Consider the following 22426-nt stretch of genomic DNA (forward strand, 5'->3'; position numbering starts at 1 on the left):
CACCGTCAGATCATCGGCGAAATGCCGGTCACCCGTGGCGTCGGGCACGTACTTCACACAGACAACGATCCTCAAGCTCACGCCGGCTCTCCTACTGCATCGTCATTTCTGGGCTGCCTTGTTGCACGCAGCATAGGCGCCTGATGGGGCGGTTTCCGGTCGGGTCGACCGGAGCTCCGAGGGAAATATTACTAGCCAGTACACCCAGTGCTTCACCGATGAGCAAGCGCTTGGAACTGTGATCTGGCCAACGTGCCGCACCCATGTGCCGCTTGGGAGTTCTCAGTCCCGCAGGGCGGTGAAACGGCCCTGGTGATAGAGCAGCGGGCGACCGCCTCCGGCCGGATCCCCGACCACGGCCTCCGCGACCACGATCCGATGGTCGCCCGCCGGGATCCGGGCCACCACGCGGCAGACCAGCCACGCCGGCACGCCGTCGAGCACCGGCACACCTTCGGGGCCACTGCGCCAATGGGTGGACGGGCCGAACCGGTCGGCGCCGCTGCGGGCGAACGTGGCGGCCAGGTCCTGCTGGTGCTCACCGAGTATGTGGACGCCGATGTGCTCGGCCTCGGCCACGACCGGCCAACTGGAGGACGAGGTTCCGACCCCGAAGGAGATCAGCGGCGGCTCGGCGGCGACGGAGTTCAAGGAGGTGGCGGTGAAGCCGACCGGTCGGTCACCTGCGGCGGTGATCACTGCGACACCGGCGGCGTGCCGCCGGAAGACCGAGCGGAGGAGTTCGGGGGAAGCCGTACGGGAGGTGCCGAGCTCGGGCGAAGCCGTCATGGAGGTGTCCTTCTGCGGAAGAGGTGTACGGGGCCTTGTTCGTTCAGGCACCCGGACAGCGCGCACTCGCATTGCGGGCGAGATCCACGTGGGCCCGGCCGTAGAGAAGGAGTTCCGGCAGCATAGCGTCAGACTGACGATGCGTGGTGGGTGCAGTCAAGGGCGTTCCGCAATGTGGGAGATGCATCACGGTCCGTCACATCACCTGTCCCAGCGCGGCGACGACATCGACGGTGCGCGGCTGCCCGACGGCCCGACGGACGATCCGGCCGCGGGGGTCGAGGACCAGTACGGTCGGCGTCCGGCTGATCCCCAGCTCGCGCACAAGAGTGAGATGCGCCTCGGCGTCGATCTCGACGTGGGTCACGCCGTCCACCATGCGTGCCACCTCGGAGAGAGTGCGCCGGGTGGCCCGGCACGGCTGACAGAACGCGCTGGAGAACTGCACCAGGGTCGCCTTCTCCCCCAGTTCTGCGCCGAGTCGGGCCGCGTCCAGCGTTCCCCCGTGCGTGTGCCCGTCCACCTGCGGCCTCCTGTCAGAGCTCTTCGCAAGACGTCAGCACCGCCGGGCACCGCGGCATTCCCCGCACCTCCACGTGACGAGAATCTCGCGCCCCGCGCCCCCTGAGACTGGCCACCGCGACGCGCATGGGGCACGATCGGCCCAATGCCGCAAACCTACGGCTGCGTAACTTCCGCCGGGAGAACCCTCCCCAGGCGCTGAAGAAGGGTCTTCCCCAGATGGCAGAACTCGTCTATCGACCGGTCATCGGCGCCGCTCGTACGTTTTTCAAGGCGCTTGACCTGAAGATCGACGCTCAGGGTTCCGAGCACATCCCGAAGACCGGTGGCGCGGTGCTGGTCAGCAATCACATCAGTTATCTGGACTTCATCTTCACCGGGCTCGCGGCGCTGCCGCAGAAGCGCCTCGTCCGCTTCATGGCGAAGGAATCGGTCTTCCGGCACAAGGTCTCCGGTCCCCTGATGCGCGGGATGAAGCACATCCCGGTCGACCGCAAACAGGGCGAGGACGCGTACGCGCACGCGCTCGCCTCGCTGCGGTCGGGAGAGATCGTGGGCGTGTTCCCCGAGGCGACGATCTCGGAGTCGTTCACGCTGAAGAGCTTCAAGTCGGGTGCCGCCCGGCTGGCCCAGGAGGCCGGCGTCCCGCTGATCCCGATGGCGCTGTGGGGGACGCAGCGGTTGTGGACCAAGGGACGGCCGCGCAACTTCAAGCGCAACCACATTCCCGTGACGATCCGGGTCGGCGAGCCGGTGGAGGCACCCACCGACCAGTACGCCGGCGCGATCACCCGACGACTGCGGGAGCGGGTCCAGGAGCTTCTCGAAGCGGCCCAGCGCGCCTATCCCGTACGCCCGAAGGACGCCGGCGACACCTGGTGGGTGCCGGCGCACCTCGGCGGTACGGCTCCGACGGCAGCCGAGGTGCGCGGGGCGAGCTGATCCGGCCGGTTCGCGGCCGTGGCTGAAACGTCACTCCGGAGCGCCGACACGATCCGTGCTCCGGAGTTCGGCTTCTCCGACCACTGGGCGGGTTTGGCACCTGCGGCTTCGAGTTCGCCGATCGTCCGAGCCGGTCGGCCGGTCGGCGGGCGGCCCGTCCGACAGGGCCGGACCTACGGCGCCGAAGGCGGTGCACGTCGGGGGACGACGGCCTTGACCCCGGGACCGGGTCTCAGAGTGTCGTGGGGAGAGTGCGCCACAGCTGCAGGCGGTCCTCCGCAGACCGCAGGCTGTGCAGTACCGCCGGATGTGGTGCCGCATAAAGCACTGGATAGTCCACTTCATTGAACGCCTGCCGTACCGGCCACGCCAGCCGCTCGCCGTCGAGCGAGAAGTGGGCGTCGACGCCGGGCTTGTTGCCGCGAGCGTCCTGACGGTCCCAGCGGTCACGGCCGGGCAGCCTGACCGCGATGAGCCCGTGCAGGGGGCCGGGCTCCCCGTCGTCCTCACGGAGCGCCTGATAGCAGAGCGCTGTCGGGATGCCCGCCGCACGGAGGAGGGCGGCAAGGGCGTGGGACTTGGCGTGGCAGATGCCGTTGCGTGTCGCGAGGACGTCGGAGGCGCGCCAGGCGACCCGCATGTCGCCCGAGTCGACCGAGTGCGGAATCGTGTCGCGCACGAAGGCATAGGCAGCAGCAGCGTATGAGTATGCGTCGACGGTCTTGCCACGGAGAGCGGCGACTGTCTCCCGTACCACGGGGTGCCCGTGATCGATGGCCTCATCCGCTGCAAGGTAGGCGGAAAGTTCCGGGACTTGCTGGATCAGCTCCATGGCCTCGAGCCTAAGTATGCGGTCGACCGGATGTCAATGACTTTCCGATCGACCGCATACTTATTCAGGCTGATTACTTCGCCATCTCGTCCTTCAGCGCAAGAACGAACGCGTCGACATCGTCCTCCGTCGTGTCGAAGGAACACATCCAGCGCACATCACCGGCGGCCTCGTCCCAGAAGTAGAAGCGGAAGCGCTTCTGCAGCCGCTCGCTCACCTCGTGGGGCAGCCGGGCGAAGACGGCGTTGGCCTGGACGGGATGGAGGATCTCCACCCCGTCCACCGCACGCACGCCATCCGCGAGCCGTTGGGCCATGGCGTTGGCGTGCCGGGCATTGCGCAGCCAGAGGTCTCCGGCGAGCAGCGCCTCCAACTGCACCGAGACGAAGCGCATCTTCGAGGCGAGCTGCATCGACAGTTTGCGCAAGTGCTTCATGGCACGCACGGCGTCCGGGTTCAGGACGACCACGGCCTCGCCGAAGATCGCCCCGTTCTTCGTGCCGCCGAAGGAGAGGACGTCGACGCCGACGGTGTTGGTGAACGTCCGCATCGGTACGTCCAGCGACGCAGCCGCGTTGGCTATCCGGGCCCCGTCCAGATGGACCTTCATGCCGTGACCGTGGGCGTGGTCGCAGATCGCGCGAATCTCGTCGGGTGTGTAGACCGTGCCCAGCTCGGTGTTCTGGGCGATCGAGACGACCTGAGGCATGGCCCGGTGCTCGTCGTCCCAGCCGTACGCCTGCCGGTCGATGAGCTCGGGCGTGAGCTTGCCGTCCGGGGTGGGCACGGTGAGCAGCTTGAGACCGCCCACCCGCTCCGGGGCACCGCCCTCGTCGACGTTGATGTGGGCGGACTCCGCACAGATCACCGCGCCCCAGCGGTCGGTCATCGCCTGGAGGGAGACGACGTTGGCGCCGGTTCCGTTGAAGACCGGAAAGGCTTCGGCGGTGGGGCCGAAGTGGCTGTGCATGACGCGCTGGAGGTGTCCGGTGTACTCGTCCTCGCCGTAGGCGATCTGGTGACCGCCGTTGGCGAGGGCTATGGCCGCGAGAATCTCCGGGTGCGTGCCCGCGTAGTTGTCACTGGCGAAACCGCGTACCTGTGGGTCGTGGTGGCGTCGCGCGTCGGTCCTTACGGTTGCGGGGTCAGCCACAGGCGCTTTCCGTTCACTTCCGGGGCGGGCCGGTCCCAGACGCCGACGATGGCGTCGGCCAGGTCCTTGACGTCGGTGAAGCCCGCGAATTTCGCATGGGGGCGCTCGGCGCGCATCGCGTCGTGCACCAGTGCCTTGATGACCAGGATCGCAGCCGCCGTTCTGGGCCCTTCGTCGCCCCCCGCCTTGCGGAAGGCGTCCGCGAGGGCAAGGGTCCAGGCCTCGGCCGCGGCCTTCGACGCGGCGTAGGCCGCGTTTCCCGCGGTGGGCTTGCTCGCCCCCGCCGCGCTGATCAGCACATAACGGCCCCGGTCGCTGCGCTGCAGACCCTCCTGGAAGGCCAGCGAAGTGTGCTGGACCGTGCGGATCAGCAGCTTCTCCAGCAGGTTCCAGTCGGCGAGGTCGGTCTCGCCGAAGGTGGAACTGCCTCGCCAGCCACCGACGAGATGGACCAGGCCGTCGATCCGGCCGAATTCCTTCTCCGTCTTGTCCGCCCAGTCGCGGGTGGCACCGAGATCCAGCAGATCGACCGTGTCGCCCGTGACGGTGGCGCCGCCGTGGGCGTAGCGGGCGGCGTCGACCGCCTCGGCCAGGCGGGTGGCGTCCGCGTCGGAGGCGACGACGGTCGCCCCTGCTTCGGCGAGCCTCAGCAGCGCGGCCCGGCCCGCCGGGCCGGCGGCTCCGGCGACCGCGACCACGGCACCTTCGAGAGCACCGCTCCCGTTGCCCTTGCCGTTTCCGTTCATGGCCACCGCCTCCTCAGGACCGGCGCTCACGCGGCTGCCCGCTCGGCGTCCGCGGCAGTGATCCCCTTGGTCGAGGCGATCACATTCTTCAGCTTCTTGGAGAGCGCCTCATAGAACATGCTCAGCGGAAACTCGTCCGCAAGCACCTCGTCGACGAGCTTGCGCGGCGGCTGCGACACATCGAGCGCGTCCGGGCCCTTGGCCCACCGGGAGCCCGGGTGGGGGGCGAGGTAGGTGGAGACGAGGTCGTACGCGGCGAACCAGTGCACGAGCTTGGGACGGTCGATGCCGTCGCGGTAGAGCTTCTCGATCTCGGCGCAGAGCTGGTTGGTGACCTGCGGGGCACGGTCCCAGTCGATCCGCAGCGTGTTGTCGGTCCAGCGGACGACGTCGTGCTTGTGGAGGTAGGCGAAGAGCAGCTGGCCGCCGAGGCCGTCGTAGTTGCGGACGCGCTCGCCGGTGACGGGGAAGCGGAACATCCGGTCGAACAGCACGGCGTACTGGACGTCGCGACCCTGCGGGAAGCCGTCGGCCTCCAGCTTCACGGCCTCCTTGAAGGCGGTGAGGTCGCAGCGCAGCTCTTCGAGCCCGTACATCCAGAACGGCTGGCGCTGCTTGATCATGAAGGGGTCGAACGGCAGGTCGCCGTGGCTGTGCGTCCGGTCGTGGACCATGTCCCAGAGCACGAAGGCCTGCTCGCAGCGCTGCTGGTCGCCGACCATCTCGCGGATGTCGTCGGGCAGTTCGACGCCGAGCAGCTCGACCGACGCCTCGGTGACCCGGCGGAAGCGGGCGGCCTCGCGGTCGCAGAAGATCCCGCCCCAGCTGAACCGCTCCGGGGCCTCGCGCACGGCGACGGTCTCCGGGAAGAGCACCGCGGAATTGGTGTCGTAACCCGAGGTGAAGTCCTCGAAGGTGATGCCGCAGAACAGCGGGTTGTCGTAGCGGGTGGCTTCGAGTTCCGCCAGCCATTCGGGCCAGACCATCCGCAGCACGACCGCTTCGAGGTTGCGGTCCGGGTTGCCGTTCTGGGTGTACATCGCGAAGAGAACCAGGTGCTGCACCCCGTCGGCGCGGTCCTTGGCCGGCTGGAAGGCGAGCAGCGAGTCGAGGAAGTCCGGCACACCGAAACCGGCCGCGGCCCAGCGGCGCAGGTCCACGACAAGGGCACGGTGGTAGGCGGCGTCGTGCGGAAGCAGCGGGGAGAGATCCTCCACCGCGGCGATCACGCGCTCCAGGGTCGCCTCGGCGACCGCCGGCGACGGCGCGCCCTCGGCGTCGAAGTCGATGGATCCGTCCTTCGACTGCCAGGGGCGGATCTCCTCCACGGCATTCTTGAGCACGGGCCAGGCCGGGTGATCGACCACCCGTTGATCCGTAGCTATGTCACCTGCGGCGACGTCGTGCACAAGAATTTCCGTCATCACACTTCCTCCACGGGAGAACCTCGCGTCAAGCAACCGTATCCATGTGCGGTTCCTTCAGACAAGTGGGACTCAGAAGATTATCCTGCCGACCCCCCATGGTCACCGCGATTCTTCCTGCACAGCACCCACAGGGCGACCACTTCCGTCGACCTGACGCATTCCGGCCACCGCCGACCCGACAGGCCTCGAACACATGCGCGACCAGGTCGGGCGGGACGTGCGCACACGGGTGACACGGCACTGCGGACACGGCCGCGGACCGGCGAGGCGGACGGCGTCCGCCCGTCGCTCCAGCGGTGGGGATCCGCCGCGTGAGCATCCGTGCCGCCCTTGTCGCAACCGTCGTCACCGGGCTCCTGCTCGGTGCCGCTGATGCTTCGGGAACACGGCGCCGCTCCCCCGGCGCCGGGCGGTTCCCTCCCGGCAGCGGGCCGTTAGGCTGCCGAATTGCCGTAATGCCGTGGTGCTTCGTGGGTAGGAGCAGTCCGCGGGGGAGACGCCGTCGACGGAAGCGAGTTGCCTTGTCCTTTCTCACCATCGGTCATCGCGGAGTGATGGGCGTCGAACCGGAGAACACCCTGCGGTCGTTCGTCCACGCGGAACGGGCCGGGATGGACGCCATCGAGCTCGATCTGCACCTGAGCAAGGACGGCGCGCTGGCCGTCATGCACGACGCCGAAGTGGACCGCACGACGGACGGCAGCGGTCCGATCGCCGAGAAGACCCTCTCCGAGCTCCGCGAACTCGATGCCGGGCTGGGCGAGCGGGTGCCGGTCTTCGAGGAGGTGCTCGACGCCGTCCGGTCCCCCGTACAGGCCGAGATCAAGGATGTGGCCGCGGCCCGCGCCCTGGCCGAAGTGATGCTGCGACGCGGCCTCGTCGACCGGGTCGAGGTGTCGTCGTTCCACGACGAGGCGGTCGCCGAGATCGCCCAACTGGTACCGGGGGTACGGACCGTGCTCATCGCCAGCCGATGGCGGAACGACGTGGTGGACCGGGCGAAGGCGGTGGGCGCGGCGACGCTGGCACTGAACATCCGCCGCCTCACCCTGGAAGTGGTCGAGCAGGCACACTCCGAGGGACTGAAGGTCATCGGCTGGGTGGTGAACACCCAGGATCATCTGCGGCTGGTACGCGCCCTGCGGCTGGACGGCGCGACCACCGACTACCCGGAGATCCGCCGCGCCGGCCGCTTCACCGCTTGACCGCCGCCCCGGTCAGACCAGGTCCTTGACCAGGAGTTCGAAGGCGAGATCGTCACGCTGCGGGATGCCGAAGCGCTCGTCGCCGTACGGGAACGGGCTGAGCCTGCCCGTACGACGGTAGCCGCGGCGCTCGTACCAGGCGATCAGGTCCTCGCGTACCGAGATCACGGTCATGTGCATCTCCGTCACCCCCCAGCCGTCCCGGACGGTGCGCTCGGCCTCGGCGATGACCACCTTGCCGAGGCCGGCCCCCTGCAGCTCGGGACGGACCGCGAACATCCCGAAGTAGGCGGCGTCGCCACGGTGTTCGAGCTGGCAGCAGGCGACGAGCGCGCCGTCGCGCTCCACCACGAGCAGTCGGCTGCCGGGCCCTTCGACGACCTTGCGGACGCCGTCCGGGTCGGTCCGCTGCCCCTGCAGGATGTCCGCTTCGGTGGTCCATCCGGCCCGGCTGGAGTCCCCGCGGTAGGCCGACTCGATCAGCGCCACGAGTGCGGGCACATCGGCGTCGGCCGCATCGCGGAAGGTCAGCTGCAAGTCCTGGGCGGGGGCTGTGTCCATGGCGATGGCTCTCCGTTTCTCTGCTGTGGCCGTGCCGCAGCAGCGTAACGCGCGTGTTCCGGCCTCAGGGTCGCTCGTTCGGATCACGCCGGGCTCTCGCGCCCCGGCGCCGAGCCCCACAAGCCGGTCCGGCCCGATGCGAACGAATGAGCCCGAGGGCTCCCGTACTCCCTGGTGGATCAGCGCGCGGCGTCGGACGCGGTGCGTCACGAGGTGGAGAGTGACGTCCGTATACCGGACGTACTCGGACGTACCGCCGCCGCAGCGAGGTGTCGTGACTGTTGTCGTGCGCCCGCCGAGGATCACGGGACAGCCCCTTAGAGTGCGGCGCATGGTTCATGTGCTGAGCAGCCGGATCCTGTTGCGTCCGGTCGATCCCGAGCGATCACGGGTCTTCTACGGGGAGTCCCTCGCCCTGCCTGTCTACAGGGAGTTCGGCACCGGCCCAGAGCGGGGCACGGTCTACTTCCTCGGCGGCGGTTTCCTGGAGGTCTCCGGCCGCGCCGCCGCACCGCCGGTGCCCGGTCTCGAACTCTGGATGCAGGTGGCGGACGTCCGGGCGGCGCACGAGGAGGTGTCGGCCCGCGGCGTCGAGGTGCTGCGGCCGCCGGTGCGCGAGCCGTGGGGGCTCGTCGAGATGTGGATCCGTGACCCGGACGGGCATCGGATCGTCATGGTGGAAGTGCCGGCGGACCATCCGCTGCGCCACCGCCCCTGACGCGGTCGCGTCCGCACCAGGCCGTCAGTGCGGCGCGCGGCTGCGCTCCGCACAGTCGACGAGCACGGGCAGGGCCCTCTCCAGACTGCCGTCGTGGTCGGCGAACGGCAGGCGCAGGTGGTGGCGGAAGCCGTCCACGGCGGAGAAGGCGGGACCGGGCACGATCAGTACGCCCGCACGGCGGGCCAGCTGGGCGGTGGCCTCGGCATCCGCGCCGGGGATCTCCACCCAGAGGGCGGAGCCTCCCGCGGGCCGGTCCCATCGCCATCCGGTCCGCTGGGCGCGCAGGAGCCGTTCGGTCTCCGTCAGGCGTTCACGCAGTCGGGCGCGGCGCGCGGCTCGTGCCTCGGGCAGTTGCCGCAGCAGCTGCACGGCCACCATCTGGTCCACCACCGGGCACGAGAGGTCGACGGACTTCTTGATGCCGGCCAGACGACGGACGACGGTGGCGGAGGCGCGTATCCAGCCCACTCTCAGGCCGCCCCAGAAGAGCTTGGACAGGGTGCCGACGGTGGCGGTGGCGGCGGGCGGCAGCCGGGCGGCCAGGGAGACCGGTGCGGTGTCGTGACACAGGGACAGTTCCGCGTAGGCGTTGTCCTCCACGGTGTACAGGCCCTGTTCGGCCAGCACGGCGGCCCAGGCACGGCGGGTGTGCTCGGCCATGGCGCGTCCGGTGGGGTTGTGGACGGACGGCTGGAGATAGACGAGGCGCGGGCGGATGTGGCCGGCCAGCCGTGCGAGTGCGGCGGTGCTGTCGCCGTGGGCGGCGTCGGCGGGCAGCGGGACCAGCCGGGCGCCGCGGGCCCGCAGCGCTTCGAGGGCACCGCGGTAGGTCGGGTCCTCCACGATGACGGTGTCGCCGGGCTGGACCAGCCCCTGGGTGATCAGCCAGACGGCCTGCTGGGACCCGGCCGTCACCAGGATCTGTTCCGGCGAGGTCGGCAGACCCGCCGAGCGGTGGTACTCGGCGATCCCCTCGCGCAGTTCGGGCAGACCGTACGGCTGGTACCCGTCGCCGGCCAGCGCAGTGGTGAGGTCCCGGGCGGACAGTGCGCCGACCGCCTCCGCCACCGCGGGCAGGCCGTCCAGCGCGCCGCTGGACAGGTCGACGACCCCGTCCCGGGTCCCGAAACTGGCCAGCCGCCCCTCGGTCGCGGGCCCGCCCACCGCACCCGAACCCCGTAGCCTGGAACCGCTCCCCTGCCTGCTGTCGAGCCACCCTTCCGCTTCCAGCAGCCCGTACGCCGCCGTCACCGTGCTGCGGCTGACACCGAGCGCCGCCGCGAGGGCGCGCTGCGAGGGCAGCACCGTACCGGGGGCGACGTCTCCCCGTTGCGCCAGCTCGCGCAGCGCCTCCGCCAGCAGCAGCGGCATCGCACCCGCACCGCCCTTGGACCACCCGGTCAGCAGGCGCGACAGACGGGTGGGAGGAATGCGGTCCATGACCCCATCATCACCCGCCGCAGGCCAATTGCCGCCAAGTGGTCGTTGCCGCTCTCCGGCACCCGACACATGATCGGGAGAACGCCGTTGCAAAGGAGCAGAACATGGCGACCGTGGTGCTCGTCGGGACACTGGACACCAAGGGTGCGGAGTACGCGTGGCTCTCGACGCGCCTGCGCGAATCGGGATGCGACGTCGTTCTCGTCGACGCCGGTGTGATGCCGCCGCCCGTCGGTGCCCCCGCGGGGGACGTCGACGCCGCCGCCGTCGCACTCCGCGCCGGGCATGATCTGGAGGCGCTGCGCGCCGCCGGGGACCGCGGGGCGGCCGTGACCGCGATGGCCGAGGGAGTCGAACTGGTCGTCGGTGATCTGCACCGCGAGGGCCGGCTGCACGCGGTGCTGGCGGTGGCCGGCAGCGGCGGGTCGTTCATCGCCGCGCGTGCCATGCAGGCGCTGCCCGTCGGCGTTCCGAAACTGCTGGTGTCCACCATGGCCGGCGGGGACGTGTCGCCGTACGTGGGCAGCAGCGACATCACCATGATGTACAGCGTGGTCGATGTCGCGGGCATCAACTCGGTGTCGTCCCGGATCCTGGGCAACGCGGTGGCCGCGGCGGCCGGCATGGCCGCCCACCACGAGCGGAGCGTCGACCGTCCGAGCCCCGGCGGAAGGCCGCTGATCGGTGCCAGCATGTTCGGCGTCACCACGCCGGCGGTCGATGCCGCCCGGCGGCGTCTGGGCGAACTGGGATACGAGGTCCTGGTCTTCCACGCCACGGGGGCGGGCGGCCGGGCGCTGGAGAAGCTCGCCGCGGGCGGGTTCCTCGCCGGTGTCCTGGACCTGACCACCACCGAACTCGCGGACGAACTGGTCGGCGGAGTACTGAGCGCCGGACCGGACCGGCTGACCGCGGCCGGCCGGGCGGGCATCGCGCAGGTCGTCGCACCGGGCGCCCTGGACATGGTCAATTTCGGCGCCCGGGAGACGGTTCCGGAGCGTTTCGCCGAACGTCGTCTCCTGGTGCACAACCCCACGGTCACCCTGATGCGCACCACGGCGGCCGAGATGACGGAACTGGGCACCCTCGTGGGGCGGAAGCTGGCCTCGGCACGCGGCCCGGCAGCGGTCCTCTGGCCGCTCGGCGGCGTCTCCGCCGTCGATGTCCCGGACGGTCCCTTCCACGATCCGGAGGCCGACGCGGCGGGGCTGGAGTCCCTGCGCGCGGCTCTCCGGGGCAGCGCCGTCGAGCTGCGCGAGATCGACGCGCAGCTGAACGACCCCTCCTTCGCCGTGGCCGCCGCCGAGCGTCTCCACGAGCTGATCACCGCTCACGACCGTTCGTCCGCGGACGTCTGAGTCGCACACCTACCGAAGAGGAGCCCTTCCGTGAACCGCAACCAAGCCCTGGCACGCCTGACCGACCAGGTCGGCGCGGGCAAGGCAGTCATCGGCGCAGGCGCGGGCACCGGTCTGTCCGCCAAGTGCGCGGAGGCCGGCGGCGTCGACCTGCTGATCATCTACAACTCGGGTCGCTACCGGATGGCCGGCCGGGGCTCGCTGGCGGGCCTGCTGCCCTACGGCGACGCCAACGCGATCGTGCTGGACATGGCCGGCGAGGTCCTCCCGGTGGTGCGGGACGTCCCCGTGCTCGCCGGTGTGTGCGGCACCGACCCGTTCCGAATCATGGGCAACTTCCTTGACCAGCTGAAGGCCGTCGGTTTCACCGGTGTGCAGAACTTCCCCACGGTCGGTCTGTACGACGGCAGGTTCCGCGAGAACCTGGAAGAGACCGGCATGGGTTTCGGTCTGGAGGTCGACATGATCCGCCAGGCACACGAGCGCGACCTGCTCACCGCCCCCTACGTCTTCGACCCCGGGCAGGCCGCGGACATGGCGCGGGCCGGTGCGGACGTGCTCGTACCGCATGTCGGGCTGACCACCAAGGGGTCCATCGGCGCCTCGACCGCGCTCACGCTCGATCAGGCCGCCGCCGCCGTGCAGGACATGCACGACGCCGCCAAGCGCGTCAACCCCGACATCATCGTCCTCTGCCACGGCGGCCCGATCGCCGAGCCCGAGGACGCCCGCTACGTCCTGGAGCACACGTCCGGAATCGCCGGCTTCTTCGGTGCGTCGTCCATGGAACGGCTTCCCACCGAACGCGCCATCACCGACCAGGCGCGTGCCTTCAAGTCCCTCACCCTCGGCTGACCCGGCCGGGTGGGTACGGCGCGCGGCGGGAAACACCCCCTCCGCGCGCTCCCCGTACACCTCAGTGCGCCGCGTACGACGCTCCCGGTCCGGGCATCGACTAGGGGAACCCGTGTCGTACGTCCAGGGGGAGGTGCGCCGTGCACGGACCGGCGATGTCGGGCTGGCTGCTCATGGCGTTGTGCGCGACGACGGGCGCGTACTGCCTGTTGCGCACACGAAGCGAGACCGCGGAGGGGCGCAGGACGGCCCGTGCTGAGGCCTTGATGGGCTTCGGCATGGCGGCCATGGCGATGCCGGCCGCCGTCGTGACACCACCCGAGTGGGGGTGGGCGGTGTACGCGGTGCTGTTCGGCGCGGCCGCCTTGCGCGCGCTGTGGTTCTCCCGGCGCAGCGGGCACCATCTTCACCACCTGGTCGGGTCGGCGGCGATGGTCTACATGGCGTTCACGATGGCGCCCGGCGATGGAGGGGGGCATGGCGGGCACGCGGGCCATGGCGGCATGGCGACGGCCGGGGGCATACCCCTGCTGACCGGACTGCTGCTGGCCTACTACGCGGTGTACGTACTGCGGTCGGGGGCCCGGCTGATACCGGTGGCCGCCACGGCGGGGGGCGGCGGACCGGTCGGGGAAGTGCCGGTCGAGGGCGGCTGGGGCACACGGCCCGAGCTCGCACTCGCCTGCCGGCTGACGATGGGGATCGCCATGTTCGCGATGCTGCTCACTCTGTGAGACAGGGGGACGAGCAAACCGTGGCGTACGTCACTTGCCGCGCACAGCCATACCGTGGCCACCGCGCCGCTCATAGGCTGACGCCATGTTGGTCTCCCTGGCCCTGCTGCTGCTCGGCGCACTGACCGCTGTTGTGACCCCGCGTCTGATGGCGCGGGCGCAGTGGCCGGACCGCGAGCCGGTCGTCGCGCTGTGGTTGTGGCAGTGCGTGGTGGCCGGAGTGCTGGTCTCCTTCGCGCTCTCCATGACCTTCAGCGCGGCAGCGGCCTGGCAGGCGGTGCGCGGGCATGTCTTCGCACCGGCGCCGCGCGCCGTGGTGGAGGCGTATGCGCTGAGCGGGCACGGCCGGTGGTCCGCGGCCATGGCGGTGCTGCTGGCGCTCGGCGGGGTGTGGACGGCGGCGATGCTGACGCGGGAGATCCACCGGGCTCAGGTGCGCCGCAGGCACCGCCGGGCGGAATTGCTGGTGCGTTCCCCGCTGATGCCCGGGGAGGAGCCCGGCAGCGGCCGGCTCGTCGTCCTGGAGGGAGAGCGCCCGGATGCCTGGTGGCTGCCTGGTGCGGCGCCTCAACTGGTCGTCACCACCGCGGCACTCGGTCGGCTGAAGGGCCGTCAACTGGATGCGGTACTGGCCCATGAGCAGGGGCATGCGAAGGCCCGGCACGACTGGTTGCTGCACTGTTCCGGCGCCCTCGCGACCGGTTTTCCGCAGGTGCCGGTGTTCGCCGCCTTCCGTGACGAGATGCACCGGCTGGTCGAACTGGCGGCGGACGATGTGGCGTCGAGGCGCTTCGGACGGTTGACCATCGCCCTGGCCCTGGTGGAACTCAACGAGGACCGGGGCGTGTTCGGCCCGTGCCCGTCGCCGGACGCGCAACTGCCGCGGCGGGTGAACCGGCTGCTGACGCCGGTGGAGCGGCTCACCGCCGGCCGCCGGCTCCGGCTGACCGCGGCGGGCGCCCTGGTACCCGTGGTTCCGCTTCTGGTGGCCTTCCTTCCGGGACTCAGCGCACTGGGATAGCCGGATGCGCGGATCTTCCGGGAAGATCGCCCCATGCCCTCCCCGCCCGTCGCACCACCGGGCCGCACCCGATTCCGCGCCACGCCGTTCGGCACGGCCACGGTCTGCGCCGCCCTCTCCCTGATCCTGCTGATCCTGGTCGCCGTGCGCTGGTCGCCGCTGATGTCGGCCGACCGCACGGTCGCGGAGGCCCTGCACCGCAAGGCGGTCACCGAGCCCGCCCTCGTCCACGTGAACCGGATCCTGACCGACTGGGTGTGGGATCCGTGGACCATGCGCGCGCTGATCGCGGTGGCCGTGGTGGCCGTGTGGTGGCGCGGAGCGCGGACCCTCGCGGTATGGGTGGCGGTGACGAGCGTGGTGTCGGCCCTCCTGCAACAGGGACTGAAGTCCGCGGTCGGCCGGGAGCGGCCGCGGTGGCCGGATCCGGTGGACTCCGCCCACTACGCCGCGTTCCCCTCCGGTCACGCGATGACGGCGACGGTGAGCTGCGCCCTGCTGCTCTGGCTGCTGCGTCGGCACGGCACCGGGCCCCTGGTGTGGCGGACGGCTCTGGTGACGGGTTGGGTGTCGGTGATCGGGGTCGGCGTCACCCGGCTCTATCTGGGGGTGCACTGGCTGAGTGACGTGCTGGGCGGCTGGCTGATGGGGGCGGCCCTGGTCGGGTTCTCCGTCGCCGGCTTCGCCCGGTACGAGGAACGCGGTGGCCCGGCCTTGCGTCGGCGTTCCTGATCCGGGGAGGATCGCGCCCATGCAGATCAAGGGTGTGCTCTTCGACTTCTCCGGGACCCTGTTCCGCATCGAGCCGATCCGGTCCTGGCTGCGGGCCGTCCTCGCCGAGCGAGGGGTGACGGTCGACGGGGCCGACTTCGAGCGGTACGCGCGGGGGCTGGAGGACGCCGGGGCGTTGCCGGGCGGTCCACCTCCCCGGCAGGTGCCCACCCGGCTCGCCTCCTTGTGGGCCACCCGTGACGAGAGCGCGGAACTCCACCGGGCGGCGTACACCGGACTGGCCCGGCAGGTGGTCCTGCCGGATCCGGGACTGTACGACGCGCTGTACGAGCGGCACCGGTCACCGGCTGCCTGGCAGCCGTACCCGGACGCGGCGGAGGTGCTCGGCGCGCTGCGCGACAACGGCACCCGCGTCGGGGTGGTCAGCAACATCGGCTGGGACCTCCGGCCGGTGTTCCGGGCGCACGGGCTGGACACCCTGGTGGACGCCTACGTCCTGTCGTACGAGCACGGCGTCCAGAAGCCGGACGCACGACTCTTCCACAGGGCCTGCACACTCCTCGGACAGGATCCGACCGATGTGGTGATGGTCGGCGACGAACCGCACGCGGACGGCGGGGCGGCAGCACTGGGCTGTGACGTGCGGCTTGTACGGCATCTGCCGGTGGAGGAGAGGCCCGACGGGCTGCGGACGCTCGGACTGCTGCCGGACGTTGCCTGATGGACATGTGAGAGATGTCCCTGACGCGCAATGGGTCCGATTGTCACATCGTGGCCTTAGCCTGTAAGCATGTCCCGCTCTCCATGCTCCTCCGATTCCGTGCGTACCGCCGCCGTGGTGAACAAAGAGATTCGTGACCTGTGGCAGCGCTCCGGCGGCTGCCTGTCCCCCGAGGACGAGGAGCACTACCAGCGACTGCTGGTGGAGTGGGCGGCGGTGACCGGCGGGAGTGCCAGGCCCGCCGCCTGACGCGGCTGTCGGCCCCGAGTGGCTCCCGGACGGGCCGTGCCTCCCGCCGGGCGGGAATCCGCCCGGCGGGAGGCACGGGTGCGCTGCCGGTCCGACCGGCGCAGGTGTGACGGGGTGACCGGCCGGATCAGCGGTCGAAGTACTCCGGCTGCGTCTGCACATTGAGCTCGTCCAGTCGCACCCGCTTCGCCGGGTCGGTCCGCCGGTCGTCGAGCTTCAGGACGTCGAAGCCCTTGGCGATGTCGTTGGAGTAGATGTAGCCGTTGTAGTAGTACGCCGACCAGGAGCCGGCCGTGGTGACCGCGTCGGTGCTGACGGGGCCGCGCTCGAAGTAGCCGATCTCCTTCGGCTTCGAGGAGTCGGTGAAGTCCCAGACCGAGACTCCGCCCTGGTACCAGGCCTGGACCATCACATCGCGGCCCTCGACCGGGACGATCGAGCCGTTGTGGGCGACGCAGACCTCCGTGTCGGCCTGCGGGCGGTCGATCTTGAAGTAGCTGCGGAAGACCAGCTTGCGGTGGTCCCCCTTGCCGACGATGTCGTAGATGCCGTCGGCACCGCGCTTCGGGCCGACCTCCTCGTTGCAGGTGGCCGCGCCGCCGCCGCCGAGTTCATCCGTGAAGACGACCTTGTCGGCCTTCTGGTTGAACGTCGCGGAGTGCCAGAACGCGAAGTTCACGTTGTCCTGCACCTGGTCGATGATCTTCGGGTGCTCCGGGTCCTTGATGGAGAAGAGCAGACCGTCGCCCATGCAGGCTCCGGCGGCCAGATCCTTCGAGGGCAGCACCGTGATGTCGTGGCAGCCGGTGGTCTTGGAGACACCCGGGTTGGTCGGAGCGCCCGGGTTGCCGCCGTCCGGGAAGAGGACCGGGAAGTTCACGACGGCGGCCTTCTCGGGTGCGTTGCGCGGCACCTTGATGACGGAGATCCCGTCGTGCGGCGGCTGGCAGTCGGGGAACGCCTCGCTCGGCGCGTACGAGGAGACGTACACGTACACGTTCTTGCGTTCGGGGACCAGCGTGTGGGTGTGCGATCCGCAGGCGGTCTCGACAGCGGCTACGTACTTCGGGTTCCGCTTGTCGCTGATGTCGAAGACCTTCATGCCCTCCCAGGAGGACTTCTCCGTGGCGGGCTGGGTGGTGCTGGTGCAGGAGTTGTCACTGCGCGAGGAGTCGGTGGACAGGAAGAGCAGGTTTCCCGAGACCGAGATGTCGTTCTGCGAACCGGGGCAGAGGACCTGGGCGACGGTCTTGGGGGACTTGGGATTGCTGATGTCATAGATCCGGAAGCCGTCGTAGTTCCCTGCGAAGGCGTACTTCCCCTGGAAGGCCAGGTCCGTGTTCAGCCCCTTGAGCGCGTCTTTGGGGACGTTGGCCAGATGGGTGATGTTGCCGCTGTGGACGACCTCGTCCACGCCGGGTATCTCACCGCTCCTGATGGCGGCCGTGGCTTCGGCTTCCTGGGCGGCGGAGACATCGGTACGGGCGGCGGCCGCGTCACCGGGGTCGGGCGTCGCGGCCGCGGGACCGGCCAGGAACAGCGTGGCCAGCAGCCCGGCGACCGCTGCGGCGGCCCCGAGGCGTCTGCGCCGCACCGGGCTCGTGTGCAACGAAATCACTGCGTCCTCCCATGTATCCGAACGTAGTTGAACGGTTCACGGACCTCGGCAGTATCGTCCTTCCCATGGCCATCCCAACAGATGGCAACAGAGACGTAATGAAAGTTTCCGATCACTGTCGCGCGGAAGCGTGTCAGGACGGTGGGCAACCACCTCATATGGCAATGGAGGTCCATTTGTTGATCCGCCGTCAGACCATGTGTGTCCGCCGCTTCGTGTTCGTCGCGGCCGTCGTGTCCGTCGCTCTCACCCTGGGCGCATGCGACACGGGGAGCGGTGACAGCCGTACGAAGGCGCAGACGGACGGGGGCCCTTCGGTGGTGGCGCCCGGAAAGCCGGGAGAGCCCGCGCGGACGCTCTCCGCCGAGGAGGCGCTGAAGGCCGCCGGGGACGACACCCCCAACTCCGCGGACTTCCGGTACGTGCAGATGATGATCCAGCACCACGCGCAGGCACTGGAGATGACCGAACTCGTCCCCGGCCGCTCCGGCTCCGCCGCCGTCGAGCGGCTCGCGGAACGCATCACCGCCGGCCAGAAGCCGGAGATCGGCGCCATGCAGGGCTGGCTCAAGCACAACGGCGGAGAAAGGCGCGCGAGCGGCCACGACCACGGGTCGATGCCCGGCATGGCGACGCCGGCGCAGCTCGCAGAGCTGCGGGCGGTGAACGGCACGGCCTTCGACAAGCTCTTCCTGAGGCTGATGACCACCCACCACCAGGGCGCGATCACGATGGCGACCGAAGTGCTCTCGCAGGGGAACAATGTGCAGGTCGAGGAGATGGCCGGGGACGTCGTCGCCCAGCAGACAGTGGAGATCGATCGGATGCGCGCGCTGTCGTCCTGACCACGCCCCGGGCGCGCCTCTCCCCCGTCCCGACCGCCGGTGTCATGCTGGAGGCATCCCGCGGGAAGAGGTGCGCCGTGCTCCGTGTCGCCGTCGTCGGCTCCGGTCCGAGCGGGGTCTACACCGCGCAGGCGCTGGTCGAGCAGGACCGGGTGCCCGGCGTCCGGGTCGATGTGCTGGACCGGCTCCCCTGTCCGTACGGCCTGGTGCGCTACGGTGTGGCCCCCGATCACGAGAAGATCAAATCGCTGCAGAACAGCCTGCGGACCGTCCTGGAGCACGAGCGGATCACCTTCCTCGGCAATGTCGAGGTGGGCGGCGGCGGGATCCCGCCCGAACGCATCGGTGAGCTCTACCAGGCGGTCGTGTACTGCGTCGGGGCCGCGACCGACCGCGGCCTCGCCGTCCCCGGCGAGGACCTGCCCGGCAGCTTTTCCGCGACCGAGTTCGTCTCGTGGTACAGCGCGCACCCGGACGCCGCCGCCAACGGCTTCGCGCTGCGGGCCCGTTCGGTCGTGGTGATCGGTGTCGGCAATGTGGCGGTGGACGTGGCGCGGATTCTCGCGCGCGGCGCGGAGGAGCTGCGCCCCACCGACGTACCGCACGGAGCGCTCGGCGCGCTGGCCGGGAGCCGGGTCCGCGAGGTCCACATGGCCGGCCGGCGGGGGCCCTCGCAGGCCAGGTTCACCACCAAGGAGCTGCGGGAGCTGGGCGGGCTGCCGCATGCCCGGGTGGTGGTGGACGAGGCGGAGCTGGCCCTCGATCCGGCATACGTCGATCCGCCCGCCGGGCCGGCGACGACCGTGTCCTCTCCACCCGACGTGCCGCCCCTGACGGCGGCGGCGCGGCGCAACATCGAGGTGCTGCGCGGATGGGCCTCGGCCGGCGCCGTGGGCGCGGGCCCGGGAGGAGATCCGGCGCGCACCATACACCTGCGGTTCTTTCTGCGGCCCGTCGAACTGCTGGAGCGGGAGGGCCGGGTGGCCGGGGTGCGGTTCGCCCGTACCGAGCCGGACGGCAGCGGAGGGGTACGCGACTCCGGGGCGTACGAGGACATCGGCGCCCAGCTCGTGCTGCGGGCCGTCGGCTACCGGGGACTTCCTCTGCCCGGCCTCCCGTTCGACACGGCGCGCGGGACGGTGCCGCATCTGGCGGGGCGGGTGCTGCGGGACGGCGTGCCGTCGCCCGGGGAGTACGTCGCCGGCTGGATCAAGCGGGGGCCGACCGGGGTGATCGGCTCGAACCGGTCGTGCGCGAAGGAGACGGTGGCGTCCTTGCTGGACGACGCACCGCTGCTCGCCGGGCGTCCGTCCGTGCCCGATCCGGTGACCGCCCTGCGGGCGTGGGGGTTGCGGCCGGTGGAATGGAAGGGCTGGCTGTCCATCGAGCGGGCGGAGGCGGCGCTCGGCCGGTCACTGGGCCGGGGGCCGGTGAAGATCCCGGACTGGGCGGGGCTGCTGGACGCCGCGGAGGATGCCGAGCGGGGTGGATCGTGAGGCTACCGGTCCTCGCCGATGCGCTGCACCTGCCGGTTGGCGGCGTCGAGGACGGTGTCGAGGAGCCCGGGGAACAGTGCTTCCAGATCGTCTCGGCGCAGCCCGTTCATCTTGGCCGTGCCGCGGTAGATCTGCTGGACGATGCCGCTCTCGCGCAGCACCCGGAAGTGGTGCGTGGACGTCGACTTGGACACCGGCAGGTCGAAACGGGAACAGGTGAGCTCGGAGTCGGCGACGGCCAGTTCACGCACCACGCGCAGCCGGATCGGGTCGGAGAGCGCGTGCAGCACCGCCTCGATGCGGATCTCGTCCCGCGCGGGGTGGTCGAGCGCGCGGCCACCGACCGCAGCGGCGCTTTCGACGGGGGCGCTGGCTGGGGTCACGATGGCTCCATTTCCTGGCTTGGTCCGGTCTCCCATAATACGAGACTCGTCGTAGTTTGAGATCCCACCGCACGACGGGTGCGGCCGCGCATCGTCCTTCCCGGCCGCCGTCGACGCCGCCCGCACCACCTGCGGCGACTTCGCCATCGCCGTGCTCGACGAGGTCGACACCCCCGATCACCGCCGCACCCGGATCGGCGTCGAGGAGGCACGACCGAGTCGGCGGGCCGGCCGCAGCGGGCCGGCCCGACCACCGACACCGCACGGCCGCGGCGCGGCCGGTCAGCCGCTGAGCAGGTCCGGGTTCTCCGCGAGTGAGGCGAGATGCCCGGCCGGATCGGCGATCAGCCTGCGGGCCGTCAGATCGAGCAACCCCGCCACGCCCGTGACCTGCGCAGCGACCGTGCCGTCCTCCTTGACGACCTCCTGCGCCACCGCGAACGTCTTCCCCTCGCCGTATTCGAACCGGCAGGTCACCCGAACCCGGTCACCACCCCTCAGTTCGCGCAGGAACTTCACCGTCGTTTCGAGCGCCACCGGCCCGACCCCACTGGCCAGCAGCTTCTCCTGCGGCAGGCCCGCGGCGCGCAGCAGTTCCCAGCGCGCGTGCTCGGCGTACTGCAGGTAGACGGCCTGGTTCAGATGTCCCTGCGTGTCGAGTTCGTAGCCCCGAACGGTCACGTCCACAGAAAAGGTCATGGCCGTCCCAACATCACGACGCATTCCGTCATTCCCCGCACCACCTTCAACCGCCGTTTCCTGCCAGCGATCCAGGAGCGAGTCACCTCGCGGTTCGGCGCCCGGGCGGCGGAGAACTTCTTCGTCTTCGGCGAGGTCGCCGCCTTCGTCAACGACAAGTGGAACCGCGGCTAGGTCAACCATTCGGCGCAGTTCTACACATGGAAGGAACGCAAGGAGGATCGGCGCCGCGGGTCCGTACCTCAGGTGGCGGGGCCGGAGGCGGGGGCCCGGTCCTCTCGTGGAGCGGGCCCTCTCGGCGGCACGGTGGACTCGCGGACGACGAGGGCGTAGCCGGGGCGGGGCCGACGCGGTTCGGGAACCGGGTTGCCGGAGAGCCGTTCGACGAGGCTGTCGACGGCGAGCCGCGCGATGGCTTCCTTGTCGGGGGCGATGGTGGTGAGGGTGGTGGCCCCGTACAGGCTCTCCTCGATGTTGTCGAAGCCGACGACGGCGACGTCCTCGGGAATGCGCAGGCCGCGTGCGGTGAGGGTGCGCATCGCTCCGATGGCGATGAGGTCGTTGTACGCGAAGACCGCGTCGGGTCGCTCTCCCCGGTCCAGGAGTGCGGCCATGGCTGAGGCGCCGTCCTCGCGTCCGTACCCGTCGGTGACGACGACCAGTGACTCGTCGGGCTCGATGCCGGCCGCGGCCAGTTCCTCGCGCCAGCCACGCAGACGCAGGTGGGCGGGCTGCCGTTCGCGTCCGGTGCGGGAGCCGAGGAAGGCGATCCGGCGGTGGCCGCGGTCGATGAGGTGGCGTACGGCGTCACGGGCGGCGGCCACGTTGTCGATGGCGATGTGGTCGTACGGAGCCTCGTACTCCCGCTCGCCGAGAAGGACCAGGGGCGCGGTCTCGGTGCGTGCCATGAGGTCCTCGGTCTCCAGATGGATGGGACTGAGGATGAGGCCGTCGATGACATGGGAGCGGAAGCCCTGGCTGACCAGGAGTTCCTTCTCCCTGAGGCCGGCGGTGTGGTCGACCAGGACGGTGTAGTCGTGCCGGGCGGCCGCGTCGACGACCGCGCCGGCCAGTTCGGCGAAGTACGGGTTGCCGAACTCGGGCACTGCCAGGGCGATGATGCCGGTGCGGCCCTTGCGCAGATGGCGAGCGGTGAGGTTCGGCCGGTAGCCGAGTTCGTCGATGGCCTGTTGCACCTTGGCGCGCATCTGTGGTGTGACGTGCTGATAGTTGTTCACCACGTTGGACACGGTCTTGATGGACACGCCCGCCCGTTGCGCAACGTCCTTGAGGCTGACGCCCACGGCACTCCCTGACTCGGCTCGGTGCGCACCGTTGCGCACTGGATCGGCTCGGCTCGCGCTTCGAGGACCGGGG

General features: G+C 70.3%; 24 protein-coding genes and 1 pseudogene. 12 read left to right on the plus strand and 13 right to left on the minus strand.

Features of this window, described 5'->3' with window-relative positions; genetic code table 11:
• The 3 genes and pseudogenes from ACIRP2_RS28500 to ACIRP2_RS28510 all read right to left on the minus strand — a co-directional run.
• Positions 1 to 81: pseudogene (locus ACIRP2_RS28500) on the minus strand (electron transfer flavoprotein subunit beta); the annotation flags it as partial.
• Positions 82 to 282: 201 nt separating this feature from the next.
• Entirely contained in the window at positions 283 to 789 is a 507-nt protein-coding gene (locus tag ACIRP2_RS28505; RefSeq protein ID WP_404255134.1) for a flavin reductase family protein, read from the minus strand.
• Positions 790 to 985: 196 nt separating this feature from the next.
• Positions 986 to 1312, minus strand: a complete 327-nt coding sequence (locus ACIRP2_RS28510; protein WP_404255136.1) for a TlpA family protein disulfide reductase — start codon at positions 1310 to 1312, stop codon at positions 986 to 988.
• Between the two features lie 218 nt (positions 1313 to 1530).
• Here ACIRP2_RS28510 and ACIRP2_RS28515 point away from each other — a divergent pair, with 218 nt between their 5' ends.
• The gene (locus ACIRP2_RS28515) at positions 1531 to 2253 is read left to right on the plus strand and encodes a lysophospholipid acyltransferase family protein (protein WP_404255138.1); all 723 of its coding nucleotides are present in this window, start codon (positions 1531 to 1533) and stop codon (positions 2251 to 2253) included.
• Between the two features lie 232 nt (positions 2254 to 2485).
• Here ACIRP2_RS28515 and ACIRP2_RS28520 read toward each other — a convergent pair whose 3' ends face one another.
• The 4 genes from ACIRP2_RS28520 to ACIRP2_RS28535 form a co-directional block, all read right to left on the minus strand.
• A complete protein-coding gene (locus ACIRP2_RS28520) occupies positions 2486 to 3085 on the minus strand; it encodes a transglutaminase domain-containing protein (protein WP_404255140.1) in 600 nt (199 codons plus the stop codon).
• Positions 3086 to 3158: 73 nt separating this feature from the next.
• On the minus strand, positions 3159 to 4238 hold the full coding sequence (locus tag ACIRP2_RS28525; protein WP_404255142.1) for a threonine aldolase family protein: 1080 nt from the start codon (positions 4236 to 4238) through the stop codon (positions 3159 to 3161).
• Complete coding sequence (locus ACIRP2_RS28530; RefSeq protein ID WP_404255144.1) at positions 4217 to 4984, minus strand: SDR family NAD(P)-dependent oxidoreductase; 768 nt, start codon at positions 4982 to 4984, stop codon at positions 4217 to 4219. The genes ACIRP2_RS28525 and ACIRP2_RS28530 overlap by 22 nt, the downstream gene beginning before the upstream one ends.
• Before the next feature lie 26 nt (positions 4985 to 5010).
• Positions 5011 to 6408, minus strand: coding sequence for a DUF6421 family protein (locus ACIRP2_RS28535; protein ID WP_404255146.1), 1398 nt, complete (start codon positions 6406 to 6408; stop codon positions 5011 to 5013).
• Between the two features lie 524 nt (positions 6409 to 6932).
• On the opposite strand from ACIRP2_RS28535, the gene ACIRP2_RS28540 reads away from it, so the two are divergent.
• Positions 6933 to 7616 (plus strand): glycerophosphodiester phosphodiesterase, encoded by a 684-nt coding sequence (locus ACIRP2_RS28540; protein ID WP_404255148.1) that lies wholly within the window; start codon positions 6933 to 6935, stop codon positions 7614 to 7616.
• A 12-nt stretch (positions 7617 to 7628) separates the two neighbouring features.
• Here ACIRP2_RS28540 and ACIRP2_RS28545 read toward each other — a convergent pair whose 3' ends face one another.
• Complete coding sequence (locus tag ACIRP2_RS28545; protein WP_404255150.1) at positions 7629 to 8177, minus strand: GNAT family N-acetyltransferase; 549 nt, start codon at positions 8175 to 8177, stop codon at positions 7629 to 7631.
• A 331-nt stretch (positions 8178 to 8508) separates the two neighbouring features.
• On the opposite strand from ACIRP2_RS28545, the gene ACIRP2_RS28550 reads away from it, so the two are divergent.
• On the plus strand, positions 8509 to 8895 hold the full coding sequence (locus ACIRP2_RS28550) for a VOC family protein (protein ID WP_404255152.1): 387 nt from the start codon (positions 8509 to 8511) through the stop codon (positions 8893 to 8895).
• 24 nt (positions 8896 to 8919) lie between these two features.
• On the opposite strand, the gene ACIRP2_RS28555 is transcribed toward ACIRP2_RS28550, so the two are convergent.
• Positions 8920 to 10338, minus strand: coding sequence for a PLP-dependent aminotransferase family protein (locus ACIRP2_RS28555; RefSeq protein ID WP_404255154.1), 1419 nt, complete (start codon positions 10336 to 10338; stop codon positions 8920 to 8922).
• Between the two features lie 104 nt (positions 10339 to 10442).
• Between ACIRP2_RS28555 and ACIRP2_RS28560 the strand changes: the two genes are divergently transcribed.
• The 7 genes from ACIRP2_RS28560 to ACIRP2_RS28590 all read left to right on the plus strand — a co-directional run bounded on the left by ACIRP2_RS28560 (position 10443) and on the right by ACIRP2_RS28590 (position 16008).
• Positions 10443 to 11696 carry a Tm-1-like ATP-binding domain-containing protein gene (locus ACIRP2_RS28560; RefSeq protein ID WP_404255156.1) on the plus strand — a complete coding sequence of 418 codons (1254 nt, stop codon included), beginning with the start codon at positions 10443 to 10445 and terminating at the stop codon, positions 11694 to 11696.
• Positions 11697 to 11726: 30 nt separating this feature from the next.
• Positions 11727 to 12551 (plus strand): phosphoenolpyruvate hydrolase family protein, encoded by an 825-nt coding sequence (locus ACIRP2_RS28565; RefSeq protein WP_404255158.1) that lies wholly within the window; start codon positions 11727 to 11729, stop codon positions 12549 to 12551.
• A gap of 140 nt (positions 12552 to 12691) precedes the next feature.
• A complete protein-coding gene (locus tag ACIRP2_RS28570; RefSeq protein ID WP_404255160.1) occupies positions 12692 to 13285 on the plus strand; it encodes a DUF5134 domain-containing protein in 594 nt (197 codons plus the stop codon).
• 85 nt (positions 13286 to 13370) lie between these two features.
• Positions 13371 to 14306: a M56 family metallopeptidase gene (locus tag ACIRP2_RS28575; RefSeq protein WP_404255162.1), complete on the plus strand. Its 936-nt coding sequence runs from the start codon at positions 13371 to 13373 to the stop codon at positions 14304 to 14306.
• Between the two features lie 33 nt (positions 14307 to 14339).
• Positions 14340 to 15038 (plus strand): phosphatase PAP2 family protein, encoded by a 699-nt coding sequence (locus ACIRP2_RS28580; protein WP_404255164.1) that lies wholly within the window; start codon positions 14340 to 14342, stop codon positions 15036 to 15038.
• A gap of 19 nt (positions 15039 to 15057) precedes the next feature.
• Positions 15058 to 15759, plus strand: a complete 702-nt coding sequence (locus tag ACIRP2_RS28585; RefSeq protein WP_404255166.1) for an HAD family hydrolase — start codon at positions 15058 to 15060, stop codon at positions 15757 to 15759.
• 69 nt (positions 15760 to 15828) lie between these two features.
• Positions 15829 to 16008: a hypothetical protein gene (locus ACIRP2_RS28590; protein ID WP_404255168.1), complete on the plus strand. Its 180-nt coding sequence runs from the start codon at positions 15829 to 15831 to the stop codon at positions 16006 to 16008.
• Positions 16009 to 16135: 127 nt separating this feature from the next.
• On the opposite strand, the gene ACIRP2_RS28595 is transcribed toward ACIRP2_RS28590, so the two are convergent.
• On the minus strand, positions 16136 to 17626 hold the full coding sequence (locus ACIRP2_RS28595; RefSeq protein ID WP_404255170.1) for an LVIVD repeat-containing protein: 1491 nt from the start codon (positions 17624 to 17626) through the stop codon (positions 16136 to 16138).
• A gap of 158 nt (positions 17627 to 17784) precedes the next feature.
• Between ACIRP2_RS28595 and ACIRP2_RS28600 the strand changes: the two genes are divergently transcribed.
• Together ACIRP2_RS28600 and ACIRP2_RS28605 are read left to right on the plus strand one after the other, a co-directional pair.
• The gene (locus tag ACIRP2_RS28600) at positions 17785 to 18471 is read left to right on the plus strand and encodes a DUF305 domain-containing protein (RefSeq protein WP_404255172.1); all 687 of its coding nucleotides are present in this window, start codon (positions 17785 to 17787) and stop codon (positions 18469 to 18471) included.
• Positions 18472 to 18548: 77 nt separating this feature from the next.
• On the plus strand, positions 18549 to 19967 hold the full coding sequence (locus tag ACIRP2_RS28605) for an FAD-dependent oxidoreductase (RefSeq protein WP_404255691.1): 1419 nt from the start codon (positions 18549 to 18551) through the stop codon (positions 19965 to 19967).
• A 2-nt stretch (positions 19968 to 19969) separates the two neighbouring features.
• Here ACIRP2_RS28605 and ACIRP2_RS28610 read toward each other — a convergent pair whose 3' ends face one another.
• The 3 genes from ACIRP2_RS28610 to ACIRP2_RS28620 all read right to left on the minus strand — a co-directional run bounded on the left by ACIRP2_RS28610 (position 19970) and on the right by ACIRP2_RS28620 (position 22353).
• Positions 19970 to 20350 (minus strand): ArsR/SmtB family transcription factor, encoded by a 381-nt coding sequence (locus ACIRP2_RS28610; protein ID WP_404255174.1) that lies wholly within the window; start codon positions 20348 to 20350, stop codon positions 19970 to 19972.
• Between the two features lie 282 nt (positions 20351 to 20632).
• Complete coding sequence (locus ACIRP2_RS28615) at positions 20633 to 21049, minus strand: acyl-CoA thioesterase (protein WP_404255176.1); 417 nt, start codon at positions 21047 to 21049, stop codon at positions 20633 to 20635.
• Between the two features lie 242 nt (positions 21050 to 21291).
• Positions 21292 to 22353, minus strand: coding sequence for a LacI family DNA-binding transcriptional regulator (locus ACIRP2_RS28620; RefSeq protein WP_404255178.1), 1062 nt, complete (start codon positions 22351 to 22353; stop codon positions 21292 to 21294).
• Positions 22354 to 22426: the final 73 nt, after the last annotated feature.

It is taken from the genome of Streptomyces sp. NPDC101194, assembly GCF_044767885.1.
Classification (GTDB): Bacteria; Actinomycetota; Actinomycetes; order Streptomycetales; family Streptomycetaceae; genus Streptomyces.

Bases quoted from the DNA above. Each gene is read 5' to 3' on its own strand.
- ACIRP2_RS28505 (WP_404255134.1), bottom strand. From the start codon at position 789: ATGACGGCTTCGCCCGAGCTCGGCACCTCCCGTACGGCTTCCCCCGAA.
- ACIRP2_RS28515 (WP_404255138.1), top strand. From the start codon at position 1,531: ATGGCAGAACTCGTCTATCGACCGGTCATCGGCGCCGCTCGTACGTTT.
- ACIRP2_RS28520 (WP_404255140.1), bottom strand. From the start codon at position 3,085: ATGGAGCTGATCCAGCAAGTCCCGGAACTTTCCGCCTACCTTGCAGCG.
- ACIRP2_RS28530 (WP_404255144.1), bottom strand. From the start codon at position 4,984: ATGAACGGAAACGGCAAGGGCAACGGGAGCGGTGCTCTCGAAGGTGCC.
- ACIRP2_RS28535 (WP_404255146.1), bottom strand. From the start codon at position 6,408: ATGACGGAAATTCTTGTGCACGACGTCGCCGCAGGTGACATAGCTACG.
- ACIRP2_RS28545 (WP_404255150.1), bottom strand. From the start codon at position 8,177: ATGGACACAGCCCCCGCCCAGGACTTGCAGCTGACCTTCCGCGATGCG.
- ACIRP2_RS28550 (WP_404255152.1), top strand. From the start codon at position 8,509: ATGGTTCATGTGCTGAGCAGCCGGATCCTGTTGCGTCCGGTCGATCCC.
- ACIRP2_RS28555 (WP_404255154.1), bottom strand. From the start codon at position 10,338: ATGGACCGCATTCCTCCCACCCGTCTGTCGCGCCTGCTGACCGGGTGG.
- ACIRP2_RS28560 (WP_404255156.1), top strand. From the start codon at position 10,443: ATGGCGACCGTGGTGCTCGTCGGGACACTGGACACCAAGGGTGCGGAG.
- ACIRP2_RS28575 (WP_404255162.1), top strand. From the start codon at position 13,371: ATGTTGGTCTCCCTGGCCCTGCTGCTGCTCGGCGCACTGACCGCTGTT.
- ACIRP2_RS28580 (WP_404255164.1), top strand. From the start codon at position 14,340: ATGCCCTCCCCGCCCGTCGCACCACCGGGCCGCACCCGATTCCGCGCC.
- ACIRP2_RS28585 (WP_404255166.1), top strand. From the start codon at position 15,058: ATGCAGATCAAGGGTGTGCTCTTCGACTTCTCCGGGACCCTGTTCCGC.
- ACIRP2_RS28590 (WP_404255168.1), top strand. From the start codon at position 15,829: ATGTCCCGCTCTCCATGCTCCTCCGATTCCGTGCGTACCGCCGCCGTG.
- ACIRP2_RS28600 (WP_404255172.1), top strand. From the start codon at position 17,785: ATGGCAATGGAGGTCCATTTGTTGATCCGCCGTCAGACCATGTGTGTC.
- ACIRP2_RS28615 (WP_404255176.1), bottom strand. From the start codon at position 21,049: ATGACCTTTTCTGTGGACGTGACCGTTCGGGGCTACGAACTCGACACG.